Source organism: Limosilactobacillus fastidiosus, assembly GCF_014145505.1.
GTDB classification, from domain to species: Bacteria; Bacillota; Bacilli; order Lactobacillales; family Lactobacillaceae; genus Limosilactobacillus; species Limosilactobacillus fastidiosus.
On record NZ_JACIUZ010000011.1, the window covers coordinates 43,658 to 69,967 of the forward strand.

Below are 26,310 nucleotides of genomic sequence, written 5' to 3' on the forward strand. Positions count from 1 at the left end.
CCTACACTTTCGCTTCAATAATTAAACTATTAAAATTAATATAATTTCTGATTTCAATTATACAATTAAGTAATCTACTTTGGTATTAGAACTGGCTTATGGGAAGCATACTGAATAATTTGGAAATTAAACCTTTCGTTTATTGTAAGGAATAATATTTCACAGAACTAACTAATTATTTTTTCTTATTGATAATAATAATTGTATGGGAGCAGCGTAAGTTGGGGGAATTTGGTTCAGTAGCCATGAACAAGAGAATTTTTAAGAAACAAACTACTAAGTTAGGTGATGTCCCATTCTATAAAATAGGAACTTTTGGTAAAAAACCTGATGCTTATATCTCTAATGAGCTCTTTGAAGAATATAAATCTAAGTATCCATATCCTGAAACGGGAGACCTACTAATATCAGCCTCGGGAAGTATCGGACGAATAGTTGAATATAAAGGACAAAAAGCTTATTTTCAAGATTCAAACATTGTTTGGCTAAAGCATAATGATCAGCTTAATAATCTGTTTTTAAAAGCTTTTTATCATATAGTTAAGTGGGATGGTACAGAAGGTAGCACCATAAAAAGACTTTATAATAAAAACATTCTTAGAACAAAAATCTCTTTACCTACTGTTCTAGAACAGGAAAAGATAGGTGAGATTATTGAACACATTGAACAGCTTACCGCTCTCCAGCAACGAAAAATTGATTTATTAATACAAATATCTAAGGTATTATCGAAAATTACTCAACCAAAATTAACAACGATAAATGGTATCATGTTGAAGGAATTTGTTAATGTAAAAATAAAAACAATTAATACTAGTAAACTTAAGAAAAATAAATACTTAGAATACAGTATGCCCGCCTTTGATAATAACGAAGTGCCACAAATTATATCATCGAAGAACATAAGAAGCTCTAAAATCCTAATTGAAAAACCAGTTATACTTTTTAATAAATTAAATGTACGAAAGAGGAGAGTATGGAATCTAAAAAAGATACAAACCAATGCTATTGCTTCTACCGAGTTTATCCCTCTTGAGCTAAAGCCGAGCATAGATCAAAATTATTTATATTTTTTGCTAAAGTCAGATTATGTAACTGCGCAAATGATTGCACGTTCTACTGGTTCATCTAATAGCCAAAAAAGAATTAGAAAAGAAGATTTGTTAAGTATTAGGATTAGAAATCTCCCTTCCATTGAAAAACAAAGAAAAATTGCAAATATCTTATTGAACTATGAAAAGCTTATTCATCAGAATAAAGAAATTAAAAAAATCTTGCTTAGCCTGAAAAAATCACTACTTCAACAAATGTTCATTTAATAAATAATTGGCGACACCAATATCGATTAGTGCCGCCATTTTTTATAACTGTGAAAGATGATGAAGGATCTTATCATTATCTTTATTTTGCAGTTCTTCGATAATGTGTAGGCATGTTTCCTGCGTTGTGATTTTATTAGCATGGCCTAACCGACGAACAACGCTGGCGATTGAAACACCTTCATATAGTAATAACGACGTGTGTGTATGTCGTAATCCATGGATCGAAATAACATGAATACCTAAATAAATACAATATTTTTTTAGTAATTGATTAATTGTGGAATTAAAAACTCTTTTAGTTGGTGATACGAAGATTGTCTGATTTTCTTCAATTCCGCTTGGCAGTGTTCTAAACTGACCCATTAATTGCCGGTCCACAGCTACGTAACGATTGGAAGCTTCATTTTTTGTCGGCTGGAAGCTTCCAATTTTTTCTTTATAATTCCAAGATTTATTAATCTCTAATTGATTGTTTTTCATAATTGAAATCACAAGGGGTTAACGCTAGTGCCTCTGCAAAACGTAATCCAGTTTTAGTAATGAGGAGAATAAACCAATCCCAATTAATATCTGTTCCTAGATTTAAATGACTTAACAATTGTCTTAGTTCATATAAATTCAAAAACTTTGCTTTTTTAATTTAGGATTACGCCCTTTAATAATTGCTCTACGTGTTGGGTCATGTTTAAGATCGCCCATATCCAAAGCATCCACTAATGCTGCTTTTAAATGATGATGAAAATCAAGAGTTGTTTGCCGTTCATGGGTAATGGCATAATCATTTAATAATTTCTGATACCTTTGTCGATCTAATTCATTCATATGTAAATTCGGCGCTAATTCTCTCAACTTACGATAGGTAAGATAATATTTATCCAAAGTGACCTTTCTAACCGCATCATCTTTATAAAGATGAATCCAGTTCAAATAGTACTTATAGAATAGTTTGGTACTATAGTAATTTTGTGACATAAAATAACCTCCAATAGATAATACTTTGTGTTAAAACACGTAGTTATTATTTATTGGAGGTTATTTACTCACAATATTTTAGATGAACATTTGCTGAAGAAGAAACTTTTTAAGCTTTGTAAAATATTGAAGTTTTGATTTATGATAAGCCACTAAACTTTCTAAAAGATTAAATATTAAAGATATATCATTTTCTTCTTTTATGTCAAATGGCTTGTATATTTTTATTTCCAAAAAGCTCTTCAAATCTAAATTTCTTCGAACTACGCTAGCGCCCTGGGTAGAAGCGTTCTCATAATTAAAGAGCATTCTTTTTGTTCGAAGCTGTGGCTTAATAAAATCTGGATTAATACCATTTTTAAATTTAAATGTTTTATAGCTAGGGCTAACAATCCCTACGCCAATCTTATTTATATTTATATTTCCTAGCCATAGATTTTGTGGTGAAAGGACAAGGTCTCCATTTTCTATTATTTTATATCCAATATTAGATTTGCCATCTACTCGACCATTTCTGTTTTCCATGCCCTTATTAGTACTAGACAACGTTGGATATTCATCCTCAATTTGTGATTTTTGTGAAAACTCTTTAATAAAATCCCCCATTTTATTTTGACACCAATTTCCAGAAAATGGTTTAAATCGCAAAGAAGGTTGAACCTGTGCTTTATCAGCAAACATCTTTTGCAATAATCCCTTTTTAAGTTGCTTTAGCAGGTCTAATTTTCGTTGCTGGAGAGAAATATCTTTATCTATTATGTTAAATAATTTACCAATTTTAGTTTGCTCATTTTGTATAGGTAACATAATGGGCATTCTTTGAAAAATGGAATCCTTAATTGCGAATCTGTCAGATCTTGCGCCTGTATTACCATTCTCAATCATAAATTTATACCATGTACTAGAAATAAAATAGTAAGATAAGTAATCTTTATTTGTATTACTTTTTAACGAAAAAACATAGTATAAAGGTGACATTACGCCTGTTATTTCTAATTTATTACGGCGTATTGGGCCATATGGAGCTAACTTTGATATTCGTGGATTATAGACAAAATCATCTGGCTTTACAATGTAATAATCATTAGTATTATTAGCTATTTTTCTGTCAAAGAAAGTTTCCTGATTTACAATGCCGTCTTGGGCAGAATTAGTTAGAACAGGAAAATCTTGATGTTCTTTGTTTTTCAAAGTCACTTTGTTAGATATTGATTTTAACTTACGCTGCTCCCATACTTTTAAAATTATCAATTAAGAAAATTATATTTAATAACTTTATTTAAATTATTTTTTCAGATTATCAAAAAGTATTAAGAAACTAAAAAAGACACCTCATTTTGAAGTGCCTTTTTTAGCTAATAGCTATTGGTTTTATTTGATTAAATTCATTACTACTTTTTTCCTCAGCATTACGAATATCAATATCATTTTGCAAGTTTAGGAAGTATCGGTCAGAAACATCAAATAATCTTCCTAAGCGAATTGAAGTATCAACTGTGATTTGCCTTCTACCATGAAGAATATCTTGAATTCTTGAAGTAGGAACATCAATCTCTTTTGCAATACGATATGCTGAAAGTCCAAATGGTTCCATAAACTCCTCTTTTAGGATTTCACCAATTGTTGGTGTTGGAATCTCTTTCATAACAAAACTCCTTTCTAATGATAATCAACTATCTCAACATCTTTAATATTATTTTGGCCTTGAACAGTAAAACAAATTCTAAACTGACCATTAATTCTAATGCTGTATTGTCCAGCACGATCACCAGATAGTTTCTCCAAATGATTGGCAGGTGGCACTCTTAAATCATTGACATTTTCCGCATTGTCAATCATAAGCAGTTTTCTCAATGCAATGTGCTGAATTGATTGAGGTAATTTTTTTGAAAACTTTTGGTTATAGACTCTTTCTGTTTCCTTATCAGCAAAGCTTAGTATCATAATTATTCTCTAACTTATTTTTAAATCAATTATATCTTTATTACGTGTATATGTAAAGAAGATAATGATAGCATATTAAATTCATGTAAATCAGAGTTTATTAAATACTTCATCCTTTATTTATGTTGAACTAGAAAGATAATATTAAATAAATCGGAAAAGATTATTCTTTTAATTCATAATTTAAAAAGTATGGGAGCAGCGTAAGTTAGGTGAGGTAGCAGAAATAATTCGTGGCGCATCTCCTAGACCAATAAAAGACAAAAAATGGTTTGATTCTAATTCAACAATTGGTTGGATCAGGATCTCTGATGTTACTGCCCAAAATGGTAGAATTCATCACCTTAGTCAACATATTTCAAAATTAGGTCAACAAAAGACTAGAGTGGTAATACAACCTCATTTATTACTTAGTATTGCTGCTTCAGTTGGTTATCCTGTAATTAATTATATTCCTACAGGCGTACATGATGGATTTTTGATTTTTAACAATCCAAACTTCATGATAGATTATGGGTTCTACTGGTTAGAAAAATATCAAACCAGTTGGAAAAAATATGGGCAGCCAGGAAGTCAAGTTAATTTAAATAGTAATATCGTTTCTAATACTAAGATAAACTTGCCATCCTTAAATGAACAGAGTGACATTATTGCCATTTTTAAACAAGTATCCAAAATTATTTCTCTCCAGCAACGAAAATTGGACCTGCTAAAGCAACTTAAAAAGGGATTGTTGCAAAAATTGTTCGCTGACAAGGATGCTAAACAACCAGTATTACGGTTCGATGGTTTTAGTGGCGATTGGGAGCAGCGTAAGTTAGGAGAAATATCTACTAGTTTTTCAGGTGGAACTCCTTCTGTGAAAAATAAAAGTTACTACGGAGGAAAAATACCATTTATTAGGTCAGCTGAAATTCATAAAAATAAAACTGAATTATTCATTACTGAGAGTGGATTAAAAAATTCATCAGCAAAACTTATTAGAAAAGGTACTTTATTATATGCACTATATGGTGCGACAAGTGGAGAAGTAGACGTTTCTAATATTGATGGTGCTATTAATCAAGCAATTATGGCTATCTTTTTACAAAAAGACAATGTAAGCTTTATAAAATATTATTTAGAGAAAAATAAAGATAAAATTATTGCAAAATATTTACAAGGAGGGCAAGGTAATCTTTCTGCAAGTATTATAAAATCAGTTTATATTAATCTTCCATTTACTGAAGAACAATTAAAAATAAGCAATTTAATTAAAAAAGTTGAATCTCTTATTTCTCTCCAGCAGAGTAAACTAGATAAATTAACCTTCCTAAAAAACTTTCTCCTCCAACAAATGTTCATCTAATCTCTTGAAAGTAAATATCCTCCAACAAATAATACACTTGTGTTCCTAACACAAATTATTTATTGGAGGTTTTAATATGTCTCGGAAACACTACAGTACAAAATTATTCTATAAGTATTATATTGGTTGGATTCGGTTATATAAAGAGAAAGCAGTTAGAAAAGTTACACTTGATAAATACTACTTAACTTACCGAAAGATTAAGCAGTTAGCTCCAGAATTACACATGAATGATTTAACTCGGCAATCATATCAAAAATTGTTAAATGATTATGCAACTACTCATGAGAAACAAACTACTTTAGACTTCCATCACCATTTAAAAGCTGCTCTAGTTGATGCGCTTGATGAAGGACTCCTAGAGCACGATCCAACAAGACGAGCAATCATTAAGGGGTGTGTCCCTAGTCAAAAGAAAAATAAGTTCCTTAGTCTATACGAACTACAAAAACTTTTGCGTCATCTTGATTTAGGTAATGAATTAAATTGGGATTGGTTTATCCTGTTAGTTGCTAAAACTGGTTTACGTTTTGCTGAAGCATTAGCTTTAACGCCAGAAGATTTTGATTTTGAAAAGCAACAAATCATTGTTAATAAGTCTTGGAATTATAAGCTTCCACAGGGACAATTTCAAAAGACAAAGAATGAATCTTCTAATCGAACCGTAATGGTTGATTGGCACCTAATGAATCAATTTAGATCGCTAATTCAAGATAAAGAGCGTAATTGGCCGGTATTTGTTCCACATCATAAACGAGTCTTTAATTCAACCGTTAATGGACTACTAGAGAAGTACTGTTATAAGTTAGATATTCCAACAATTTCAATCCATGGACTTCGTCATACTCATGCTTCATTACTACTATATGAAGGCGTTTCGGTAGCAAGTGTTGCTAAACGTCTTGGGCACGCTAATACAACTACTACTCAGGAAACTTACTTGCATATTATCGAAGAACTGGAAAATAAAGATAATGATAAAGTATTACATCATTTGTCACAATTAAGCTAAAGAAATAGTGGCATCAGCATAATTTACTGATGCCACTATTTTTAGATGAATAGTTTTTGGAGAAAAAACTTTTTGAGATAAGTAAGTTTACCTAATCTTCTCTGCTGGAGAGAAAGAAGATGCGAGATTACGTCCATTAACTTAGAAATACTATTTCTTTCATTATCTTTGGGTAGAGTAACTTTTAATTTCTTTATGTCATTTGAACTTATCGATTCAAACGTAGAGCCAGAGCTAATTCTTTTCCACGTATTGTTCATTAACTTTGTTTGTAGCAAATAAAATAAATACTTGTCACCTTCAATTGCTGCTACTCCACGACCTATAACAGCATTCATGGATGCAATCGCTAAATAACCCACAGGGGCACGTACAGTCATTATTATTTCACCATTATGAACAGATTTTGTTATTTCTTTTGTCCAAACTCTTGGAACTACTTTACCTGATTTTAGATCAGCGTTTCCCTGTATGAGGATGTGATCATTTGGATTTGTAGTATAATACTTGCTACTTGGAGACTGTCCCATTGTTACTTTAGCTACCTCACCCAACTTACGCTGCTCCCAATCGCCACTAAAACCATCGAACCGTAATACTGGTTGTTTATTATTCTTGTCAGCGAACATCTTTTGCAACAATCCCTTTTTAAGTTGCTTTAGCAGGTCCAATTTTCGTTGCTGGAGAGAAAGAAGTTTATTAATTATATTTAGTAAATTTGCAATCTTATTTTGCTCTTTAACTTTAACGGGTATTATTAAAGTTGTGTTAAAAAAATCTTCTGCACTGATATTTAGAAGGCCATGGTTTCTGGCACCTTCAGCGGCATTACGATAAATTTCTGAATACCACTTACTAGTATCATAGTAATGTTCTAAGAAGTCAGAATTGACACTATCAAGAGGTTTAAATACTAAATATAATGTGGAAAGGACACCGTTCTTATATCTATTTAATCGTTTTATAGCGCCATAAGGAAAATCCACAGAATAGCTTTTATTATAAGCAAAATCCCCTCTTGTTAGCAGAAAATATTTTGTTAACTGTTTACTAGCTATTTGTTTGTTAAAATAATCTGTCTGATCAACGAGCCCGTCTTGAGCAGAAATAGTTAATGGACGATCGCTTTGTAAATCTTTATTTTTTCTCAGTATACGAGTAGAGATACTTTTTAACTTACGCTGCTCCCAATCATCAGTGAAACCTTTAAAACGAACCTTAGGCACCATTCCTTTAGGCTTTTTATCCATTACGCTTTACCTCGTTTTCTAGCATTTTGATAAAATCATTTAAGTCGTTTTGTGTCTTCTCGTCTTTTGAAGTTAGCTCTTTCATCATCCCCAAAAGTTCACTTTGGGTCTTTTCAATCTCTTGTTGTGTTTCTTCCATTTTTTTAGTTAACTTACCAAGGTCAACAGGTGGTTCCGGTTCAAAAGTATCAACATATCGTGGAATATTAAGATTATAATCATTCTCTTTAACCTCATCGATAGTAGCTACATGCGCATACTTATCGACATTTTTTCGTTCCTTATAGGTATTGATAATCTTATCAATATCTTCGGTCCGTAAAACATTCTGATTTTTGCCCTTTTCAAAGTCCTTGCTTGCATCAATGAATAACAAATCTTTATTTTGCTTATTTTTCTTTAAGACAAGGACGACAGTCGGAATACCGGTTGAATAAAATAAGTTAGCTGGTAATCCAATAATCGCATCAATTTGATTTTTCTCTAATAACGCTTGACGAATCTTACCCTCCTTTGCACCACGGAATAATACTCCATGAGGTAAAACAATTGCCATTGTCCCGTCTTGCTTCAAGTGATATAAACCGTGAAGCAAGAAAGCATAATCAGCTTTAGTCTTAGGCGCTAGCGCCCCATACTCCTTGAAACGTGGATCCTTTAATTTATTATCATTATTATCCCAGCGAGCTGAATATGGTGGATTAGCTACCACCATATCAAAGCTATGTGGATGATCAACACCATGTTCATCAACACCATCAGGCCAATCCATCTCTAATGTATCTGCATTCTTTAAGGTCATATTTTGATAACGAACATCGTGCATCATTAAGTTCATCCGTGCCAAGTTGTAGGTCGTTGTATTTAATTCTTGCCCAGCATATTTTAACTTTTTTTGTGCTTCTTTATCTTGAATTTGATCTTTTACTGTCAATAGTAATGAACCACTACCACACGCGAAATCATAAACCTCTGGATTTTCTGACTTCAAATTCTGTGTAACTAGTTTAGCTAAAACTTCTGAGACTTCGTGTGGTGTGTAAAACTCTCCAGCTTTTTTTCCTGAATTTGAAGCAAATTCTTTAATTAAATAAGTATAGATATCGCCTAGAATATCGTGCCCATTCTCATCCTTGTATTCAATTTGATCAACTAAGTTAACAATATCTGTCAATGCCTTAGCTCGCGCCGCTGTTGAATTACCCAACCGTGAGTTACTAAGATTCATATCATCAAAAATACCATGAAAATCTACCCTCGAATTTCGATTAAGGTTTAAATTACGATTAAAACTATCAAGCATATCCTGATAATCAGATGGAGCAATTGTATTATTATTTACTTTATCAACGATTGTCGCCCATGTATATTGCGGTGCAATTGCATAACCAAGTGAAAAGGCAATTTCCTCTAAGTAATCATTCAAATCATCGCCACTTGCCTGTTCTTTATATGCTTCATTAACACTTTGTCCTTCATTAACATCAATTACTTTCTTTTCTACGATGTTTTTCTCCTGATGCTCAGATAAATACCGGTAAAACATAAATCCTAAAATGTAATTACGGTATTCGCTAGCATCCATATTACTCCGCAAACGGTTAGCCATTTCCCATAATTTACTTGTTACTTCTTTTGCTTTATTCATTTCTAAAACTCCTAATATTCTTTCTTTAATTTATCCGCAAATTCATTAATATTGCGTCTTAAGTGCGTCCGATATTTAATTTTACTTAATTCCTTTACATTAGCAGACTCCGCATCAGTTTTATAAACAGCTTGTCCTTCCATTACGATGTTATCAAGTTCACCATTTCCGTTTAAATCATCAGCACCGATAACATGCCGCTCTAGAATTTCATTGACCAAGTGAGAATCTTTAATATCGGCTAATCCCCACTGCTTTTTATAGTCAAAGATCGCCGTCCTTTGCTGATCATTATTATTTCGATCAATTAACTTCTTAATATGCCGCTGCTGAACCGGATATTCTTTAGGTTTTACTTTTCCCCTAAAGATATCATCAATAAAACGAAGAATCTTAGCGGCATATCTGCGATCTTCTAACTTATCCGAAATATTCTTAACTTCTTCAGCTGACTTTTTAGCAGCCTCAATATTGTTGTTATGATATTGATTCATCACTTCAGCAATCAGACCTTCAAGATAATCCCAATTAACTTTCACTTCTTTTACGTGCTCCATTTGCAAGTCAACTTGTGAAAAGTCGATATGGTGTTTCTTAGCGATTTTAGCTTTTAATCGGTTAGCTAAAGTAGTTGTTAAAATTTCTTCATCATCCTCTGACATCCCCAACGTCATTAATAATTTCTCTGGGTGCCTATCGTCATAACGATCATCTTGTTTAGCAATCGCCATTAAATGATTGTATTGGCGCAAGTCCTTATACATCTGCTCTTGTGCTGCTTCACTTGCTGGAATATCAGTAAAGTCTTCAGAAAAACTAGCTAAACTATTAACTACTTTATGAAGTTTATTCTTTATTTGATCATAACTAGGTGCAATAACCCCCTTACTCTCGCCATCATCACCAAATAAAGTCGTTTGGATACTAGCTGAATTACGATTAGCATATTTGGCCAGTGCTCTCTTCATTAGCATTTCTGTATGATTAGGCCAACGGTAATTAATGATCCGACCAAACGGTTTCGTCTGCATGTCATAAACTCTGTTCGTTCTGCTATACGCCTGAACAAGAGCAGCTCCTTTCAATGTTCGATCAACATATAAAGTATTCAATTGTGGAGCATTAAAGCCTGTTAATAACTGATCAACAACAATCACGATATCAAAATATTTTCCATCATTAATCGTCCGATTTAGTCGTGAAACAACCTGTTCTGTATATTCTTTAACCTGCTTGTCATCAAAACTAGTGCCAAACATCTTATTATAGTCCTTCATCGCTTCTTGCAACGACTTGTTGGTTTCAAGCTGACTATCACTATTCGAAGTATCTTGACTAAAAGTAATACCTATTCGTAATGGATGTTGACGCTCTGCATTTTGCTTCTTAAATTCACGGTAATACTCCATTGCCATAGGTGTGGATGCCTTCCCACCACCAACATGAGTAGTTAAAATTGCATTATATTTTCCGTTTACCGATCGTTTATTCCAATTTTTTAATATATCTTTAACAACCAGTTGGATATGCTTAGGATTTTCATCATAAACACTTGGTTCAACTTTATCGTCCATATCATCATCGTTCATATTAGCTATTCGTTCTTGAACTTCTTCATCCGTCATTTTTGGATAACGGGCTTTGAAATACTCTGGTAAATATTGTTCGCGTAGAACTTTTTCTGTTAAGGTTGTTTCAAAATCAACCTTAAACCCAAGAACATTTCCATCTTTAATCGCATCTTGAATAGTATATGTATGAATAACATCCCCAAAAATATCACGAGTAGTCAAGATTTTTGATTTTCCATTTTCCGGTAGAAAGACTGGTGTCCCAGTATAGCCAACCCACGCTGATTTTGGAAAAGCTTGGCGAATTCGTTGTAGCATTTCTCCCGAGGTTGAGCGGTGAGCTTCATCCACAATAAAGACAATATTCTTATCAACTGCCTTAAAATCTTTACTACGAACCACCGCATCCATCTTTTGTGTGGATGTAACAATAATTCCATTGCCCTTACGTCTTAACCTATTAACCAAATCCCACCGATTAGCTGTATCGGTCACTACTCCACCCTTACTATCATCAGTATTTTCAGGATCATAAGCTTTATATTCATCAACTGTCTGGTTTGTTAACGCAATCCGATCAACCATAAAAACAACCTTATCAACATTGGGTAACTTTGAGGCTAACCAAGCAGCCTTAAATGAACTAATGGTCTTCCCAGAACCAGTTGTATGCCAGACATAGCCAATCCGTTGATCATCAATTCCAAAAGTATGTTCACGAATCTTATTAATAACTTTTTTGGTAGAATAAACTTGGTATGGACGCATAATTTTAATCATCTTATGTTTAGGAGTTCCATCCAAAATCATATAATTAGTCGCCATCTGATGAGCCATTGGAATAGACAACACTAAATCAGCAAACTGCATTGCATCTAATACTGGTTTATTATCCTCAGCTCTTTGCCACTGAAAAGCAAAATCAGTATTAAAACTTTCAGCAGTCGTATTAGCCATATATCGGGCATCATGTGGCGTTAACGCTACTAAAACTTGAACTGTTCCAAAAATATCAGTATATTGCTCTTCTTCAATATACTGACGCATTTGGTTCAAGGCCTCTTTAGCATCCCGACCATCAGCTTTTTCTTCAATTTGAATAATTGGCAAGCCATTAATTAGCATCGTTACGTCAAAACGACGATCTTTTCGTCCAGGTATAACTGCTGGGCGATCAATTTGATTCACGATCTGGTAAACTGTATTCCCTGCACCAATTTGTTGTTGATCAAAAATTTGCAAGTAAATATGCTTACCATCATCACGTTCAATCTCTACTTGTGATATTCCATTAATTCCGTAAAGAAACTGGCCGGCTTCATATGGCGTCTTCGTTTGCTTTTGAATTTCGGCTTTCACTTGATTGAACTCGGTACTAGATAAAGGCTGCTCTAAACGATCTTGGTTATGTTGTTCAAGAATATGTTTGAAGTTCGCCCATAACTGATCAGTCGTTTTTATTTGTGGTAAATACTCCCACTGCTTACTTCCACCTAAATTAACTAAATGATTGATTAGGTCATTTTCGAATTTTAATTCATTATGTTCTACTGTCATTAATAATTTTATCTCCTCACCATTTTTAGCAACGATTAACAAAAACAATAAAATAAAGTATTTATTGTTTATCCTTTATTTTTCTTAAAAATGCCTTACTTCTCACTAATTCCATATCTGACAATTTCTTTTTTAAATAATTATTGTAAATAGATTTTACATAAATTTTTCCCATTAAACGCTGTTCTTTCAAACTCGGCAACTGAATTTCTAAATTAGAAAGAATAGAAGGTTGAAGTCGTTCAATAAATGACCCTTGTAAAAACGAATTTTTCTGTTTCTTTACAGACTCATCTTCATTTAACAGATAACAAATGTAATAAGCTGATGCTATAGTACCATCAACAATGATTTTACACATTTTTTGATTCAGAATAATCTTTGAAGAATTCTCTTCTGAAATAACTCTAGCACTAGAATTACCAATTTTAGGGTATAAATCAAATGCTATTATGTTAGAGCATTGTTCTGTTTCTTTTCCCATTAAATAAAAATCATTTTCGGCATCTAATGATGTATATTGATTTGCTAGTTTATTTTTATTTAATCTGTTAACGTTTTTTCCAGATTCAATTCTAGATACTTCTTTTAGTTTCATTTTGCTCTCCTTTTATGTAAGAAATAATATTACACTCATCGCAAATTGTCAATAGTAAAATATCATTTCTTACATAAGTGATGTTGATTAATGATATAGTATCACTATACATAAATAATTTATGATACTGTAATTACACTTTAAAAATAAAAAGAGAACCCTTATATCTTAAGGATTCTCTTTAGTTAAATAAGGAGAGTACAGGATTTGAACCTGCGCGCCCGCTCAACACGGGTTCGCCGGATTTCGAGTCCGGTGCATTACCACTCTGCCAACTCTCCATAATAGGTTGTTCAGAATAACCCCGAATAACCAAATTGTATCAGAATAATGTCCTGCAGTAAAGATAATTATTGATTTGCAATATCATAAGTTGTCTTACCATTTTTTGCTGTATACATGGCTTGGCTATCATCGCCTGGATTCATGATACTGATTGAGTAATCAGTTCCCATCGCCTTGTCGATGTCTTTTGAGTTCTTCTTGAAAGAATCGGTCAACTTACTCCAACCCATTTGCTCCGCCTGGCTTGGATCCTGGGCCAGCTGCTTTAGTGCATTGACAGTATCATCATCAGTCGGTGTTACCTTATAGGTCTTGGTCTTACTATCAAAAGAAACATCCCCAAACTTAGCATATCCCTTTTGCAATTGCCGTAAGATTGCCATTTCCTTATTTTCTTGAGAAGCTGAACCATTTCCAGAGCCGATATTTGCTTTATTAGAAAAAGCTGCGCGCCCGCTAGTAGTCGTTACTTGAGAAGAGCTTGCTGCAGATGAGTCCTGCTTATTATGGTTGAAAGCTGGCAGGTTAATTACCCCATAGATAACCGCAGCTAAACTAAGGACAACGATGATCGTCCCACCTTTCCATTCACGGTATTGTTGCCATGAATTAGCAAGGTAAAAACCACCCAAGATTAACATTAAGCCACCAAAAACAATCAAGAAAATCATTAATAATTACCCCTATTTTTGACACTAGAATTCCATTAAGGCCTTCATATCATAGTCCTTGATCTTCTCTCGACCATGAAGATCCTTTAATTCAATTAAGAAGGCACATCCAACAACGATTCCGCCCATTTCTTCTACCATCTTAATGGTTGCGGAAATAGTCCCACCAGTAGCCAAAAGGTCATCGACGACCAAAACACGTTGGCCTGGTTTAATTGAATCAGCTTCCATTTGAAGAGTTGCTTCACCGTATTCCAGGTCATAATTTGCGCTAACGGCCTTTCGTGGCAGTTTACCCTTCTTCCGGGCGGGCGCAAACCCAACCTGCAACTCACGGGCAATTGGGCATCCAACAATAAAGCCCCGTGCCTCAGGACCAACAACCATATCAACTTGCTTATCCTTTGCATAGTCACAAAGTTCATCAGTTGCCTGCTTAAAAGCTGCTCCATTAGCCATTAATGGTAAAATATCCCGAAAAGTTACTCCCTTTTCCGGAAAATCTGGAACACTCGCAACGTATTTGTAAAGGTCTAAAGTCATAAGAAAAAATTGTCTCCTTTAATGTATGTTTAGACAGTTCAATACCCATTTTGCCAGAGACTTACTATCGCTAAATAATAATACTTGTTCAGCTTTATACTGGGCGATGCGCCGCTGATATGGGCTTGTTTTTTTAATGTCAGTTTTATCCACGTCACTGACTGGGGTTAAAATACCATCTTTTATTGTAACAAATCCAGCCGCAGAAAACACTCTTAACATAAAAATTAGTCGCTCTGCATTAATCCTTAACCGCGTACTTAATTGATTCAACTGGCGGTTTAAATCAATCTGCGGTACCTGAACTATGAATCGATATAAGCGGGCAAATTCGTCCCGAACTGGCATCCCGTTTAGGTAAACACTGTGCGGTTGGAACAGAAATAAGCGGATTAATGCTGGGGCATCCTGGTCATTACTAAATAATTTTTCAAATTCTTCCAGACTGGGCGGACAGTCCACTAATGTTACTTGTTGCCCAGAAAAATCAGTCTCGAATGCTTCTTCTGGTGATAACGCCTGTCCGTTAGGAAGATGGGGTTGGATATTATCCCGCAACTTGTTATCAAAAGCAATGTAATAGCCTTGTTCATTAAAAAGTCGAGGGTTGAGTTTATTGGTTCGTTGATCGAGGATTACCGGACCATCAACACAAATATCCGCTAGCATTAACTGGACAGTCCGCTTCCCCCGCCACTCATTAATTGAAAGCTTAACTGCCAGATTAACTTGACTTGCAACTGTGGATTTTAGGATTGGAGCTAATTTCCCCTTTCCAAAAGCAATCACCGTAACTTTCGTCTGGCTATCACTTACCGTAAACTTTAGGTGTGAATTATCCTTTCCCATCGTTACAATATCATCAATCTGATCAGGTGCTAACTCAAAGATTGGTTGCTCGTTCCCCGGTCCAAATGGCGAAAGAGCCACCAATTGTTCATACAACTGCATATTGATCTCTACTGGACTAAGCTGACTAGCAATCTCTAATGGCTGTTTTTCCTGACCATCAAATTCCTGCTTCTGTGCTTCTTCAACTAGTACATTCTGCAGGGCTTCTAGATTACTAATATCAAAACTTAAACCACACGCAGCCGGGTGACCTCCAAACGATGTCATCAACTCCCGGTGACCATCCAATGCCGCATAAAGGTTAAAGCCATCAACACTCCGCCCCGAACCCTTGACAATTGAATGATCATCATTCGAACTAGCAACGATTACCGGCTTCCCAGTTTGTTCCATCAAGCGACTAGCAACAATCCCTAGCACTCCTTGATGCCATTCGTGACCAACTATTAAGAAGGCTGGTTGATCTGGGTCAAGTTGACTTAGTTGTTGTTGAGCCTCAACCATAATTTCATTTACTAATTCCTGGCGCTGATTGTTTGCCTGATCAACCATTTTGGCTAATTCTCCTGCCTGGGCTTCATCGAGGGTGGTTAAGAGCTTAACACCATCATTGGCATCCGCAATCCGACCCAGTGCATTTAGCCGAGGAGCAATCACAAAACCAATATCCTGATCAGTCAAATATTGCTCACTGACCCCAGCTTCCTTGATTAGAGCATGCAGTCCTGGTCGCATTCCCTGACGAAGCTCCTGAATCCCAGCCATAATCAACGGTCGATTTTCATCAGTCACCCTAACCACGTCAGCGATTTCACCAATAGCAACCAGATCAAGAAATTCTTCCGGAAATTCATCCATCAAGGCCCAAGCAACCTTAAATGCTACCCCTACTCCAGATAGATCAGCAAATGGGTAATCACTCCCTGGGTAACGAGGATGCACAATTGCATAAGCATCGGGTAGTTCTTCTGGCATTTCATGGTGATCCGTTACAATCACATCAATTCCCTGCTTCATCACTGGGTCAATCACCGCTTTACCACTGACCCCATTGTCAACGGTGATAATTAGCTTGGTCCCCTGCTCAATGATTCGCTGGTATGCGTCTGCATTGGGCCCATAGCCATCACGAAAGCGGTTAGGAACATAGTAATTAACATTTGCTCCGGCATCCCGAAGGACTTCATACATTAAAGCGGTACTGGTGATGCCATCCGCATCATAGTCACCATAAACAGTGATTTGTTCTTCATTTTCCACTGCTTGCAAGATTCGTTTAACTGCCCTATCCATATCATGAAGTTGATGTGGATCATGGATCATATCCATTGACGGCTGCAGATAGCTATGTGCCGCTTCTAAACTAGTAATCCCTCGCGCAACTAATAACCGCGCAATCACCGGGCTCACCGAGAGTCCTTGACTCAGCTGGCTAACTAGCTGCTTATCTGGTGCGGTTGCCTGTTGCCAATCATACTGTGCTTTTACCATTCAAACCACCATTCATTTTTAAAATCAAGAAAGAAGCTGGGAAAAACAAGCCATTTTTTCCTAGCCTCCCATTACCACGAGAGTCAATTACAGTTCTCGCTTATTTTGTTGAAAATCAAAGAACTTTTTAATCGCCCAGTCACCAATTCCCGGAATAATGCTATAGATCCAACTAAGACAACCCATGTAACCAGGAAGATTAATTTCGCGCGTTTTATAACCAACGTTATTCCAAATCTGTTTGGCAAGTTCATTAGGTGAAACAAACATCCACCTTGGCAGATGGGCCCGGTATTTTCCTTGTACATCAGCCTTCTCGAAAAATGGCGTATCAATTGGACCTGGATTAACCGTCAAGACCTGAACTCCATAATCAGCAACTTCCATCCGTAAAACATTATCAAATTGGTTTACGCCTGCTTTAGTTGCCGAATATGCAGCACTATTAGGGGTTGGAATCTTCCCGGCAATTGAACCAAGGTTAATAATTGCTCCATAGCCTTGATCCATCATTTGTCGGGCGACACAACGACTAATGTACATAAGGGCAAGGAGATTAACATCAGTCATTCTTTTAAAGGTGGTAAATGATTCACCGGTTGCTGGTGCAAAATCACCTAATCCCGCGGAATTAACAAGGACGTCAATTCCACCAATTTCATGTTGGATCCGGGATAATACAGTATCAATTTGATCAGGATCAGTAACGTCTAATTCATAAGAAAATGATGGACGACCAGACAAAATCAAGCATTGGTTAGCAACCTTTTCTAGACGCTTCTTGTTACGTGCGACCACAATAACAATCGCACCCCGACGAGCAGCTTCAAGGGCTAATGCTTTACCAATCCCACTGTCGCCACCAGTAATCAATACCACCTTATTTTTTAAGAATCGCAGTTGTTTGAACCTCTTTTTCATCTTAAAGGCCTCCTTGCCAATTATCTACTTTTTAAATGGTATATCAATAACATCAAAGTCGTTTACTACCCTAGTATCTCGCACAACGTCACGGACCTGGTATGCCAACTGGTAAGCAGCCTTCCCGGTATAACGCGCTGAAATATGCGTTAGTAATAATTTCTTTGCTCCCGCTTGCTTAGCAACTTCTGCCGCTTGAAGACTTGTTGAGTGGTAGTAATTATGAGCCATCTTCGCCTCGTTCTTGGCAAAAGTTGCTTCATGAACAAGGACATCTGCCTGATGAGCCAGCACGACTGCATTCGGTGTCTGGCGAGTATCACCAAGAATGGTAACGATGCGTCCTGGTTGCGGCTTACCAATGTAGTCTTTCCCGTCAACTACTCTACCATCATCAAGTTTTACCGTTTTACCCGCTTTCAACTGACCATAAACTGGTCCAGAAGGAATATGAGCTTGACGTAATTTTTCAACCTGTAATTCACCAGGGTGATCTGGTTCCTCGATCCGGTAACCATAGCACGCAATCTTATGGTCAAGTGACATGGCTGCCACTCTAAATCCACGTTCATTAAATAGCTCTTGATTATGATCGATCTCCACAAACCTTAATGGATAACTTAACCGTGACTCACTTACCTGAAGGGACGTCGTGACAAAGCGCTTAATCCCAACGGGTCCGTATATTGTGAGTGGTTCATTTCCGCCTTGGAACGACCGTGAGCTTAAAAAACCTGGTAGTCCAAAGATGTGATCACCATGAAGGTGGGTAATAAAAATCTTTGTAACTTTTCGTGGCCGAATAGTGGTATGGAGAATTTGATGTTGGGTTGCTTCTCCAGCATCAAATAACCAAATCTCATTTAGTTCTTCCAAAAGTTTTAAGGCAACACTAGTAACATTTCGCTGTTTACTCGGTGAGCCGGCTCCAGTTCCTAAAAATTCAAGCTGCATGCTCTTTCCTCAATTCCTTCTGATTTTTATTTATTATTGTACAAATTCAAAGACAAACTTATCAATTCGAACGGTATCGCCATCCTTGATCCCCTTAGCTCGTAATGCTTCATCAACACCCATATGGCGGAGTTGACGAGCAAACCGTAATTGACTTTCTTCATGGGTCAAGTCGGTCATCTTAAACAAGCGCAGAAGCTTTTCTCCACCAAGGACCCAAGTGCCATCTTCATCACGACTAATCGTAAAGGCGGCTTGATCCTTCTCTGGTGCTTCCGCCTTGTAGATTGCTTCAAGTTGTTCGTCATGACTCTCACTATCGAATGCTGGCGTCTTATCTAGCAGGTCAGCAGTTAATTGCATTAGCTGTTGAACCCCCTGATGAGTAACTGCAGAAATTGGGAAAATCTCAGGCTGCTTTTCGAGGGTATCATCAGCGGCTAGTTCTTTCTTAAAGGCAGCTAAATTCTTCTCGGCATTCGGTAGATCCATCTTTGTCGCAACAACAATTTGTGGACGTTTTAATAGTTCAGGATCATAGTTAGCTAATTCATGGTTAATCTTCTTAAAGCGTTCAATTGCTTGCTTAGGATCATCACTACTCATATCAACTAGATGCAGGAGGACCCGGGTCCGTTCAATATGTCGGAGAAACTTTAACCCAAGGCCAACCCCTTTAGACGCCCCTTCAATTAACCCTGGCATATCAGCCATTGCAAAGTCACGGCCGTCCGGTAAGAGTACCATCCCCAAATTCGGGACTAACGTCGTAAATTCATAAGCCGCAATCTTGGGCTTAGCACCCGTGACAACGGATAGCAAAGTAGACTTCCCAACAGATGGAAAACCAACTAGGCCAACATCAGCTAGCATCTTTAATTCAAGCTCAAGATAACGATCTTGTCCAGGTTCACCATTTTCCGCAATTTCTGGTGCTGGGTTTTTCGCACTTGCAAAGTGAATATTCCCACGCCCACCACGGCCACCTTTAGCGACAACTAAAGTCTGACCGTTTTCAACGAGATCACCAATGATCTTACCAGTATCCAGATCTCGAACCGTTGTCCCCTGAGGAACACTAATTATAGTATCCTCAGCACTTGGACCCGTCATTTGCTTGTTCATCCCGTTTCCGCCGTTTTTAGCTTTAAAAATTCGGTGGTAGCGGAAGTCCATCAGGGTTCGTAATCCCTCATCGACTTTTAAAACAATATTACCTCCATGGCCACCATCACCACCGGATGGCCCACCATTAGGTACGTACTTTTCACGCCGGAAGGAAACCATTCCGTTACCGCCTTTTCCAGCGTGAGCTTCAATTTTAATTTGATCAACAAAAGTGTTCATAAGTTGGTTTCTCCGTTCCTATGTTCTAAATACAAGTATATTGGAAAAAATTACCAGCGTCAAAATCAATCGTGACTACTACCCTTAGCCACGTCCGCATTTCCTTGAAGTGAAACCTTAATTAGTTGGGCTGTCTTCATGTTGATTCCTAATGAACGGATCTCTTCGACCGATGCCGCAGCTATTTTAGGAATTGAACCGTAATTCTGCAGTAACTTTGTCCGCGTCCGTGGACCAACACCCTTAATTGCGTCAAGTCGGGAAGCCATTGAATGTCGAGCATGAACGCGCCGGTGGAAGGTAATTGCAAAGCGGTGAACCTCATCTTGGATCCGCTGGACTAGGTAAAAGCCCTGACTTCGTGGATCAAGGTTAATATGTTCATCATGCTCACCAAAAAGAAGATCAGCTGTCTTGTGCTTATCATTTTTAACCATTCCAACTACTGGAATATCGAGGCCAAGTTCATTTTCCAGGACGTCCTTAACGGCATTCATTTGAATTTCACCACCATCCATAAAAATCATATCTGGCATCGGTTTATTTTCCTTCAACAGACGCGAATAGCGACGCCGAATTACTTCACGAGTACTTGCTGCTTCATCCGCGTGATCAATCACACTTTTCAATTTATACTTCCGATAAAGCTTCTTTGCTGGCTCCCCATCGACAAAAACAACCATGGCACTGACCGGATCTGCCCCTTGAATGTGTGAATGATCAAATGCTTCAATCTTGTGACCCTCCGGTAGACCAAGTGCATCTGTGATCTCTTTCATTGCCCCCGTTGTTTTACGGGTATCTAACTCAAGAAGACGGAACTTTTCATCAAGGGACAATTGCGCATTTTCACGAGCCATTTCCATTAGATCCCGCTTTTCACCACGTTCCGGCGTTCTTACTGGCACTCCTAAAATTTCACTAATTTCCTTATTTGGCAACCCCTTGGGTAGTAAAACTTCTTTAGGCAAGATATTATTTCGTCGATTGTAAAACTGAAGGATAAAACTAGTCATTTCTTCCACGTCAGTATCAACTACCGGGAATAATCTTTTTTCCCGTTTTATGAGACGGGCCTGTCGGATAAAGAATACTTGGATAGAAAGCCAGCCCTTATCCATATAAAAGTTAAAGAGATCACGGGGAGTCTGATCATTAGAAATAATCTTCTGCTTTTCAACGGTTACCTTTATGTAATGAAGTTGATCACGAATTTCAGCAGCACGCTCAAATTCTAAATTTGCGGCTGCATCATTCATTCGTTTTGTCAACTGCCGCTTCACATTGGCAGTATTTCCATTCAAGAAGGATTTGATTCGTTTTATCTGTTCATCATATTTTTCTTTTGGAACCATCTTAAAACATGCCCCCAAACACTGCCCCATATGATAGTACAGGCACGGACGATTTTGGAAGCCATTGCATCGCCGTAATGGGTAAACCTTTTGAATAAAATGCAAGGTTTCTTCAGCCGCATACACATTTGGATATGGTCCAAAGTAGTAAGCGCCATCCTTTTTCACTTGGCCAGTAATCATTGTTCGCGGATCACGTTCATTTGTGATCTTAATATAAGGATAGCCGGTTCCTCGTTTTAACTTGATATTAAAATAAGGCTGGTGCTTTTGGATTAACGTGATTTCAAGCAGAAAAGATTCCTTATTTGTTGAAGTAACAATCGTTTCAAAATCTGCCACCTCAGAAACCATCTTGGCAACTTTTCCTGTATGTGAACTCTTAAAGTAAGAACGGACCCGATTTTTTAAGTTTTTGGCTTTGCCGACATAGATAATCTGATCATTGATGTTTTTCATTAAATAACAACCAGGTTTATCTGGTAATAATGCCAGTTTATGTTCAAGGTGTTCACTTGCCATAAAGATTCCTCCACTTAAATTGCTAGGTATTAATTATACGTTAAATTACGGAGACAACGCAAAGGATCTGTCCACATAATTGTACTTTCTGGCCTTTTTATGCTAGAGTATGAAAAAACTAGAGGGAGTGTTAATAATGGGACTTGTTACTCGCCGAAGTACACAACTAGATAAGCTTTTTGATCAGTTTGCGGTTGACCCTAAAAAGACGAAGAAACAGCCAAAAGATTCCGCAAAGGATAAAGATAAAGCTGATGAAAAGGACGATAAGAAGGATTAAGAAAAAACATTACTATTAATATTAGAGGCCGGAAAACGAATTGTTTTTCCGGCCTCTTTCATATTAGTTCTGCTTTTTAAACCCCTGCGGATAACGCTTATTCAATTCCTCAATATTTGTCGTTGCCACTTCGTCAAAGGGAATATCAGCCCATTCTGCGACCTGTGAAAGGTACCAGAGAACATCTCCCATTTCATGAATCAGTTGCTGACGATCAAGTTTCCGTCCACGGAAAGTATAGTTTTTAACTAGATCAACGACCTGACCAGATTCACCAGCTAGTCCTAAAGCACAATTAGTTAACACCTGTTCATTACCGTAAAGCGTTCGCTTTGCCGCATCTTGATATTGATTAAAATCCATTTAGCATTATTCCTTCCTAATTTGCTGTTCAATCCAATCCCAAACTTGATCTTTCCCCTGCTTTTTTACCGCAGAAAAGAGAACCAATGGCGTTTTAGGCGTTAGACCTAATGTTTTAACAATATCATTTTTTACCCTATTTCGAGCATTAGGCTTAATCTTATCTATCTTTGTCCCAACAATTAATGTTGGAATACTATAATAGGCAAGCCATTGATACATTGAAACATCATCATCTGTTGGCTTATGGCGACCATCAACTAACTGAATTACTCCCCGTAATTGCTGCCGCGTTGTCAAATACTCTTCAATCATCTTTCCAAAGCGTTCCCGTTCTTTCTTAGAAACTTTGGCATAACCATAGCCAGGAACATCCACGAAGTATAATTGTTCTTCGACATTATAGAAATTCAAAGTTTGCGTTTTACCCGGTTGACTAGATGTATGAGCAAAGTTACGACGATTAATAAGGACGTTTGTTAATGACGATTTTCCCACGTTAGAACGGCCCACAAGTGCAATTTCTGGATAATCAGTTGTGGGATACTGTTTGGGTTCAACGGCACTAATTGTTAAATCAACATTATTGACTTGCACTAGCTTACACTCACCTTTCTCTAAATTATGAAGCTTCCTTTTCACCCTTCATAATATAACGTGGTTCTGTGTGTTGAGTTACGCAACGTTTATCGATGATTACCTTTTCAACATCCTTACGACTTGGTAAATCAAACATGACATCACGCATTACATCTTCAATAATTGAACGAAGACCACGAGCACCCGTATTACGCTCGATTGCTAATTGAGCCATTGCTCGTAAGGCACCATCAGTAAAGTTTAATTCACTTCCATCTAGACGAATCAACTCTTGATACTGCTTAACAAGCGCATTCTTTGGTTCGGTTAAAATCCGAACAAGGTCTTCTTCATCAAGTTTTTGCAATGCTGTCATTACTGGGAGCCGTCCAATAAACTCTGGAATTAACCCAAACTTTAACAGATCCTCAGGGATAACATGTTGCAAAATGTTCTTTTCGGTGACCTCGGCTGCCTCGTCCGAGTTAGTACCGAATCCGATGGTCTTATCCCCAAGACGTTCTTTAACGATCGTTTCAATTCCGTCAAAGGCACCCCCAACAATAAAGAGAATATTCTTTGTGTCGACCTGAATAAATTCTTGTTGAGGATGCTTTCGTCCACCTTGAGGCGGAACATTAGCAATTGTCCCTTCAAGGATCTTTAAGAGGGCTTGTTGAACCCCCTCACCGGAAACATCACGGGTAATTGAAACATTCTCGCTCTTTTTAGCAATCTTATCAATTTCATCAATATAGATGATCCCTTTTTCAGCTGCTTCAACGTCAAAGTTTGCGGCTTGAAGAAGCTTCAAAATGATATTTTCAACGTCTTCCCCAACATAGCCGGCTTCAGTAAGAGTGGTAGCATCCGCAATTGCAAAGGGAACATTCAAAATCCGCGCTAATGATTGGGCCAGGTAGGTCTTCCCCGAACCAGTGGGCCCAATTACTGCGATGTTACTCTTTTGTAATTCGGTATCGTTATTATCACCAGTTGTCATTGCGTTCACCCGCTTATAATGGTTGTACACTGCAACTGATAATGTCTTTTTGGCGTCAGATTGACCAATTACATAGTCATCCAACTTACTCATAATTTCTTCAGGGGTTGGCACCTTGAACGTACTGTTCTTCCGGTCTTCTTTAAGCTCCTGATCAATAATTTCTTGACATAGGGCAACACATTCATTACAAATGTATACCCCAGGTCCTGCAACAATTTTCTTTACTTCATCCTGTGACTTCCCACAAAATGAACAGTGGACTGAATCCATACCACTAGTATCTTCAAACATGGATTGTAGCCTCCCTATTAAATCTACTGGTCTTATAATAACAAATTTATATGATTAATTCGAATTATTAATTAACGAACACAGTCAAAGTTAAAAGTTAGAAGAAGGGACTGTAATGGAATACTCCACTACGGTCCCTTTTCTAAAAGTATTTAGCTGATAAGAAGAGATTACTTATCTTCCTTCTTGTCGTCAGCCTTTTCAACTTGCTTTGCAGAATCAGCAACCAAGTCAACGGCCTTCCGGATCTTAATATCATGGGTAAGCATGTCTTCAGACAAAGCATTCTTAACTTGGTCTTCCTTCATACCATATTGCTTAGCAAGATCACTAATTTCGTTCTTGATTTCCTCATCAGTAGCAGTCAACTTAGCATCGTCAACGATTGCTTCAAGAACAAGATTAGTCTTAACCCGTTGTTCAGCATCAGCAGCAAATTGCTTCTTCAAATCATCTTCCTTAGTACCAGTAATTTGGAAGTACATTTGTGGACTGATACCTTGTTGTTGCATACCAGCTAAGTATTGTTGCATTTGACGGTTAGTGTCTTCATCCAGCATTGATTGTGGAATGTCTTGGATTTCAGCATTTTCAACCGCTGCGTTAATAGCTGCGTCTTCAATTGCAGCCTTAGCTTGGTTATCCTTGTTATCTTGTAATTGCTTCTTAGTCTTATCCTTTAATTCGGCAAGAGTATCAACGTCTTCGTCAACATCCTTGGCAAAGTCATCGTCAAGTTCTGGCAACTGTTTTTCCTTGATTTCGTGAACTTTTACCTTGAAGATAGCATCCTTACCAGCTAATTCTTTAGCATGGTAGTCTTCTGGGAAAGTTACCTTAACATCAACATCATCATCAGTATTGTGACCGATTAATTGATCTTCGAAACCAGGGATAAATGAGCCTGAACCTAATTCAAGGGAGTAGTTGTCAGCAGATCCACCGTCAAACTTCTTACCATTAACACTACCCTCGTAGTCAATAACAACGGTGTCACCCTTTTCAGCTGGCTTTCCTTCCTTCAATACAAGTTCAGCTTGTTGTTGGCGCTTCTTTTCAAGTTCAGCATCAACATCAGCATCACTAACAGTAGTATCTTGCTTTGGAACTTCCATTCCCTTGTAGTCGCCAAGCTTTACTTCTGGCTTAACATCAACAGTAGCAGTCAATACCCAAGGTTGGCCCTTTTCCATGCTCTTAATGTTAATTTGTGGTTGAGCAACTGGTTCAATTCCAGCTTCCTTAACTGCATCACTGTAAGCTTGTGGCAATACTTTGTTTAAAGCATCTTGGTAAAGAGATTCTTCACCGTACATTTGATCAAAGATTTGACGAGGTACACGACCCTTACGGAAACCAGGAACAGTAATCTTCTTCTTGGTTTCTACGAAGGCTTCGTCAAGTCCCTTCTTAATAGTGTCGACATCAATTTCAAATGTCAAAGTACCTTTACTGGCGTCGCTATCGCGTTCCCATTTTGCTGACATTTTATTTCCTCCAATATACATCAGATTGACCAAACGCTAATCAGGCTGGTCTTTACATACTCTACTAGTTTACCGTACGTAGGTAGTAATTGCAACTAATCCAAGGATTCGATCAGATTAAAATTTAAAAAAAGAAAAAGG

Annotated in this window: 22 protein-coding genes, 1 tRNA gene and 2 pseudogenes; 5 read left to right on the forward strand and 20 right to left on the reverse strand. The window is 37.1% G+C overall.

The window, feature by feature from the left end:
* Positions 1-188: 188 nt before the first annotated feature.
* A complete protein-coding gene (locus tag H5R64_RS00480) occupies positions 189-1,319 on the forward strand; it encodes a restriction endonuclease subunit S (protein ID WP_267905280.1) in 1,131 nt (376 codons plus the stop codon).
* 42 nt (positions 1,320-1,361) lie between these two features.
* On the opposite strand, the pseudogene H5R64_RS00485 reads toward H5R64_RS00480, so the two are convergent.
* The 4 genes and pseudogenes from H5R64_RS00485 to H5R64_RS00500 form a co-directional block, all read right to left on the reverse strand.
* Positions 1,362-2,294 (reverse strand): annotated as a pseudogene (locus H5R64_RS00485) (site-specific integrase).
* 78 nt (positions 2,295-2,372) lie between these two features.
* The gene (locus H5R64_RS00490; RefSeq protein ID WP_182582502.1) at positions 2,373-3,545 is read right to left on the reverse strand and encodes a restriction endonuclease subunit S; all 1,173 of its coding nucleotides are present in this window, start codon (positions 3,543-3,545) and stop codon (positions 2,373-2,375) included.
* 100 nt (positions 3,546-3,645) lie between these two features.
* Complete coding sequence (locus tag H5R64_RS00495; RefSeq protein ID WP_182582504.1) at positions 3,646-3,939, reverse strand: HigA family addiction module antitoxin; 294 nt, start codon at positions 3,937-3,939, stop codon at positions 3,646-3,648.
* A gap of 14 nt (positions 3,940-3,953) precedes the next feature.
* On the reverse strand, positions 3,954-4,238 hold the full coding sequence (locus H5R64_RS00500; protein WP_182581503.1) for a type II toxin-antitoxin system RelE/ParE family toxin: 285 nt from the start codon (positions 4,236-4,238) through the stop codon (positions 3,954-3,956).
* 205 nt (positions 4,239-4,443) lie between these two features.
* On the opposite strand from H5R64_RS00500, the pseudogene H5R64_RS08570 reads away from it, so the two are divergent.
* From H5R64_RS08570 to H5R64_RS00510, 3 genes and pseudogenes are all read left to right on the forward strand, one after another.
* A pseudogene (locus H5R64_RS08570) lies at positions 4,444-4,941 on the forward strand (restriction endonuclease subunit S); the annotation flags it as partial.
* Between the two features lie 39 nt (positions 4,942-4,980).
* Positions 4,981-5,586, forward strand: coding sequence for a restriction endonuclease subunit S (locus H5R64_RS08575; RefSeq protein ID WP_233445919.1), 606 nt, complete (start codon positions 4,981-4,983; stop codon positions 5,584-5,586).
* 76 nt (positions 5,587-5,662) lie between these two features.
* Positions 5,663-6,598 carry a site-specific integrase gene (locus H5R64_RS00510; RefSeq protein WP_182581501.1) on the forward strand — a complete coding sequence of 312 codons (936 nt, stop codon included), beginning with the start codon at positions 5,663-5,665 and terminating at the stop codon, positions 6,596-6,598.
* 41 nt (positions 6,599-6,639) lie between these two features.
* Here the strand turns inward: H5R64_RS00510 and H5R64_RS00515 are convergent, their stop codons facing one another.
* The 12 genes from H5R64_RS00515 to uvrC form a co-directional block, all read right to left on the reverse strand.
* The gene (locus H5R64_RS00515; RefSeq protein WP_182582506.1) at positions 6,640-7,848 is read right to left on the reverse strand and encodes a restriction endonuclease subunit S; all 1,209 of its coding nucleotides are present in this window, start codon (positions 7,846-7,848) and stop codon (positions 6,640-6,642) included.
* A complete protein-coding gene (locus tag H5R64_RS00520) occupies positions 7,841-9,496 on the reverse strand; it encodes a type I restriction-modification system subunit M (RefSeq protein ID WP_182581499.1) in 1,656 nt (551 codons plus the stop codon). The genes H5R64_RS00515 and H5R64_RS00520 overlap by 8 nt, the downstream gene beginning before the upstream one ends.
* An 11-nt stretch (positions 9,497-9,507) precedes the next feature.
* Positions 9,508-12,624, reverse strand: a complete 3,117-nt coding sequence (locus H5R64_RS00525; RefSeq protein WP_182582508.1) for a type I restriction endonuclease subunit R — start codon at positions 12,622-12,624, stop codon at positions 9,508-9,510.
* 61 nt (positions 12,625-12,685) lie between these two features.
* Entirely contained in the window at positions 12,686-13,222 is a 537-nt protein-coding gene (locus H5R64_RS00530) for a restriction endonuclease subunit S (RefSeq protein ID WP_182581497.1), read from the reverse strand.
* A 192-nt stretch (positions 13,223-13,414) separates the two neighbouring features.
* Positions 13,415-13,503, reverse strand: a tRNA-Ser gene (locus tag H5R64_RS00535).
* Positions 13,504-13,572: 69 nt separating this feature from the next.
* On the reverse strand, positions 13,573-14,178 hold the full coding sequence (locus tag H5R64_RS00540) for a DUF308 domain-containing protein (RefSeq protein WP_182581496.1): 606 nt from the start codon (positions 14,176-14,178) through the stop codon (positions 13,573-13,575).
* Positions 14,179-14,202: 24 nt separating this feature from the next.
* The gene (locus H5R64_RS00545) at positions 14,203-14,721 is read right to left on the reverse strand and encodes an adenine phosphoribosyltransferase (protein ID WP_182581495.1); all 519 of its coding nucleotides are present in this window, start codon (positions 14,719-14,721) and stop codon (positions 14,203-14,205) included.
* Between the two features lie 18 nt (positions 14,722-14,739).
* Positions 14,740-17,064: a single-stranded-DNA-specific exonuclease RecJ gene (gene recJ, locus H5R64_RS00550; protein ID WP_182581494.1), complete on the reverse strand. Its 2,325-nt coding sequence runs from the start codon at positions 17,062-17,064 to the stop codon at positions 14,740-14,742.
* Between the two features lie 87 nt (positions 17,065-17,151).
* Complete coding sequence (locus H5R64_RS00555; RefSeq protein ID WP_182581493.1) at positions 17,152-17,985, reverse strand: SDR family NAD(P)-dependent oxidoreductase; 834 nt, start codon at positions 17,983-17,985, stop codon at positions 17,152-17,154.
* Positions 17,986-18,009: 24 nt separating this feature from the next.
* On the reverse strand, positions 18,010-18,939 hold the full coding sequence (rnz, locus tag H5R64_RS00560; RefSeq protein ID WP_182581492.1) for a ribonuclease Z: 930 nt from the start codon (positions 18,937-18,939) through the stop codon (positions 18,010-18,012).
* Between the two features lie 33 nt (positions 18,940-18,972).
* The gene (gene obgE / locus H5R64_RS00565) at positions 18,973-20,286 is read right to left on the reverse strand and encodes a GTPase ObgE (protein ID WP_182581491.1); all 1,314 of its coding nucleotides are present in this window, start codon (positions 20,284-20,286) and stop codon (positions 18,973-18,975) included.
* Between the two features lie 65 nt (positions 20,287-20,351).
* A complete protein-coding gene (uvrC, locus tag H5R64_RS00570) occupies positions 20,352-22,163 on the reverse strand; it encodes an excinuclease ABC subunit UvrC (RefSeq protein WP_182581490.1) in 1,812 nt (603 codons plus the stop codon).
* Between the two features lie 136 nt (positions 22,164-22,299).
* Between uvrC and H5R64_RS00575 the strand changes: the two genes are divergently transcribed.
* Complete coding sequence (locus tag H5R64_RS00575; protein WP_182581489.1) at positions 22,300-22,443, forward strand: SPJ_0845 family protein; 144 nt, start codon at positions 22,300-22,302, stop codon at positions 22,441-22,443.
* Positions 22,444-22,506: 63 nt separating this feature from the next.
* Here H5R64_RS00575 and H5R64_RS00580 read toward each other — a convergent pair whose 3' ends face one another.
* The 4 genes from H5R64_RS00580 to tig all read right to left on the reverse strand — a co-directional run bounded on the left by H5R64_RS00580 (position 22,507) and on the right by tig (position 26,169).
* Positions 22,507-22,806 (reverse strand): nucleoside triphosphate pyrophosphohydrolase family protein, encoded by a 300-nt coding sequence (locus tag H5R64_RS00580; protein WP_182579926.1) that lies wholly within the window; start codon positions 22,804-22,806, stop codon positions 22,507-22,509.
* 6 nt (positions 22,807-22,812) lie between these two features.
* Entirely contained in the window at positions 22,813-23,403 is a 591-nt protein-coding gene (yihA, locus tag H5R64_RS00585) for a ribosome biogenesis GTP-binding protein YihA/YsxC (RefSeq protein ID WP_182579927.1), read from the reverse strand.
* Between the two features lie 25 nt (positions 23,404-23,428).
* On the reverse strand, positions 23,429-24,682 hold the full coding sequence (gene clpX, locus H5R64_RS00590) for an ATP-dependent Clp protease ATP-binding subunit ClpX (RefSeq protein WP_182579928.1): 1,254 nt from the start codon (positions 24,680-24,682) through the stop codon (positions 23,429-23,431).
* A gap of 170 nt (positions 24,683-24,852) precedes the next feature.
* A complete protein-coding gene (gene tig / locus H5R64_RS00595) occupies positions 24,853-26,169 on the reverse strand; it encodes a trigger factor (protein WP_182582510.1) in 1,317 nt (438 codons plus the stop codon).
* Between the last annotated feature and the right edge of the window lie 141 nt (positions 26,170-26,310).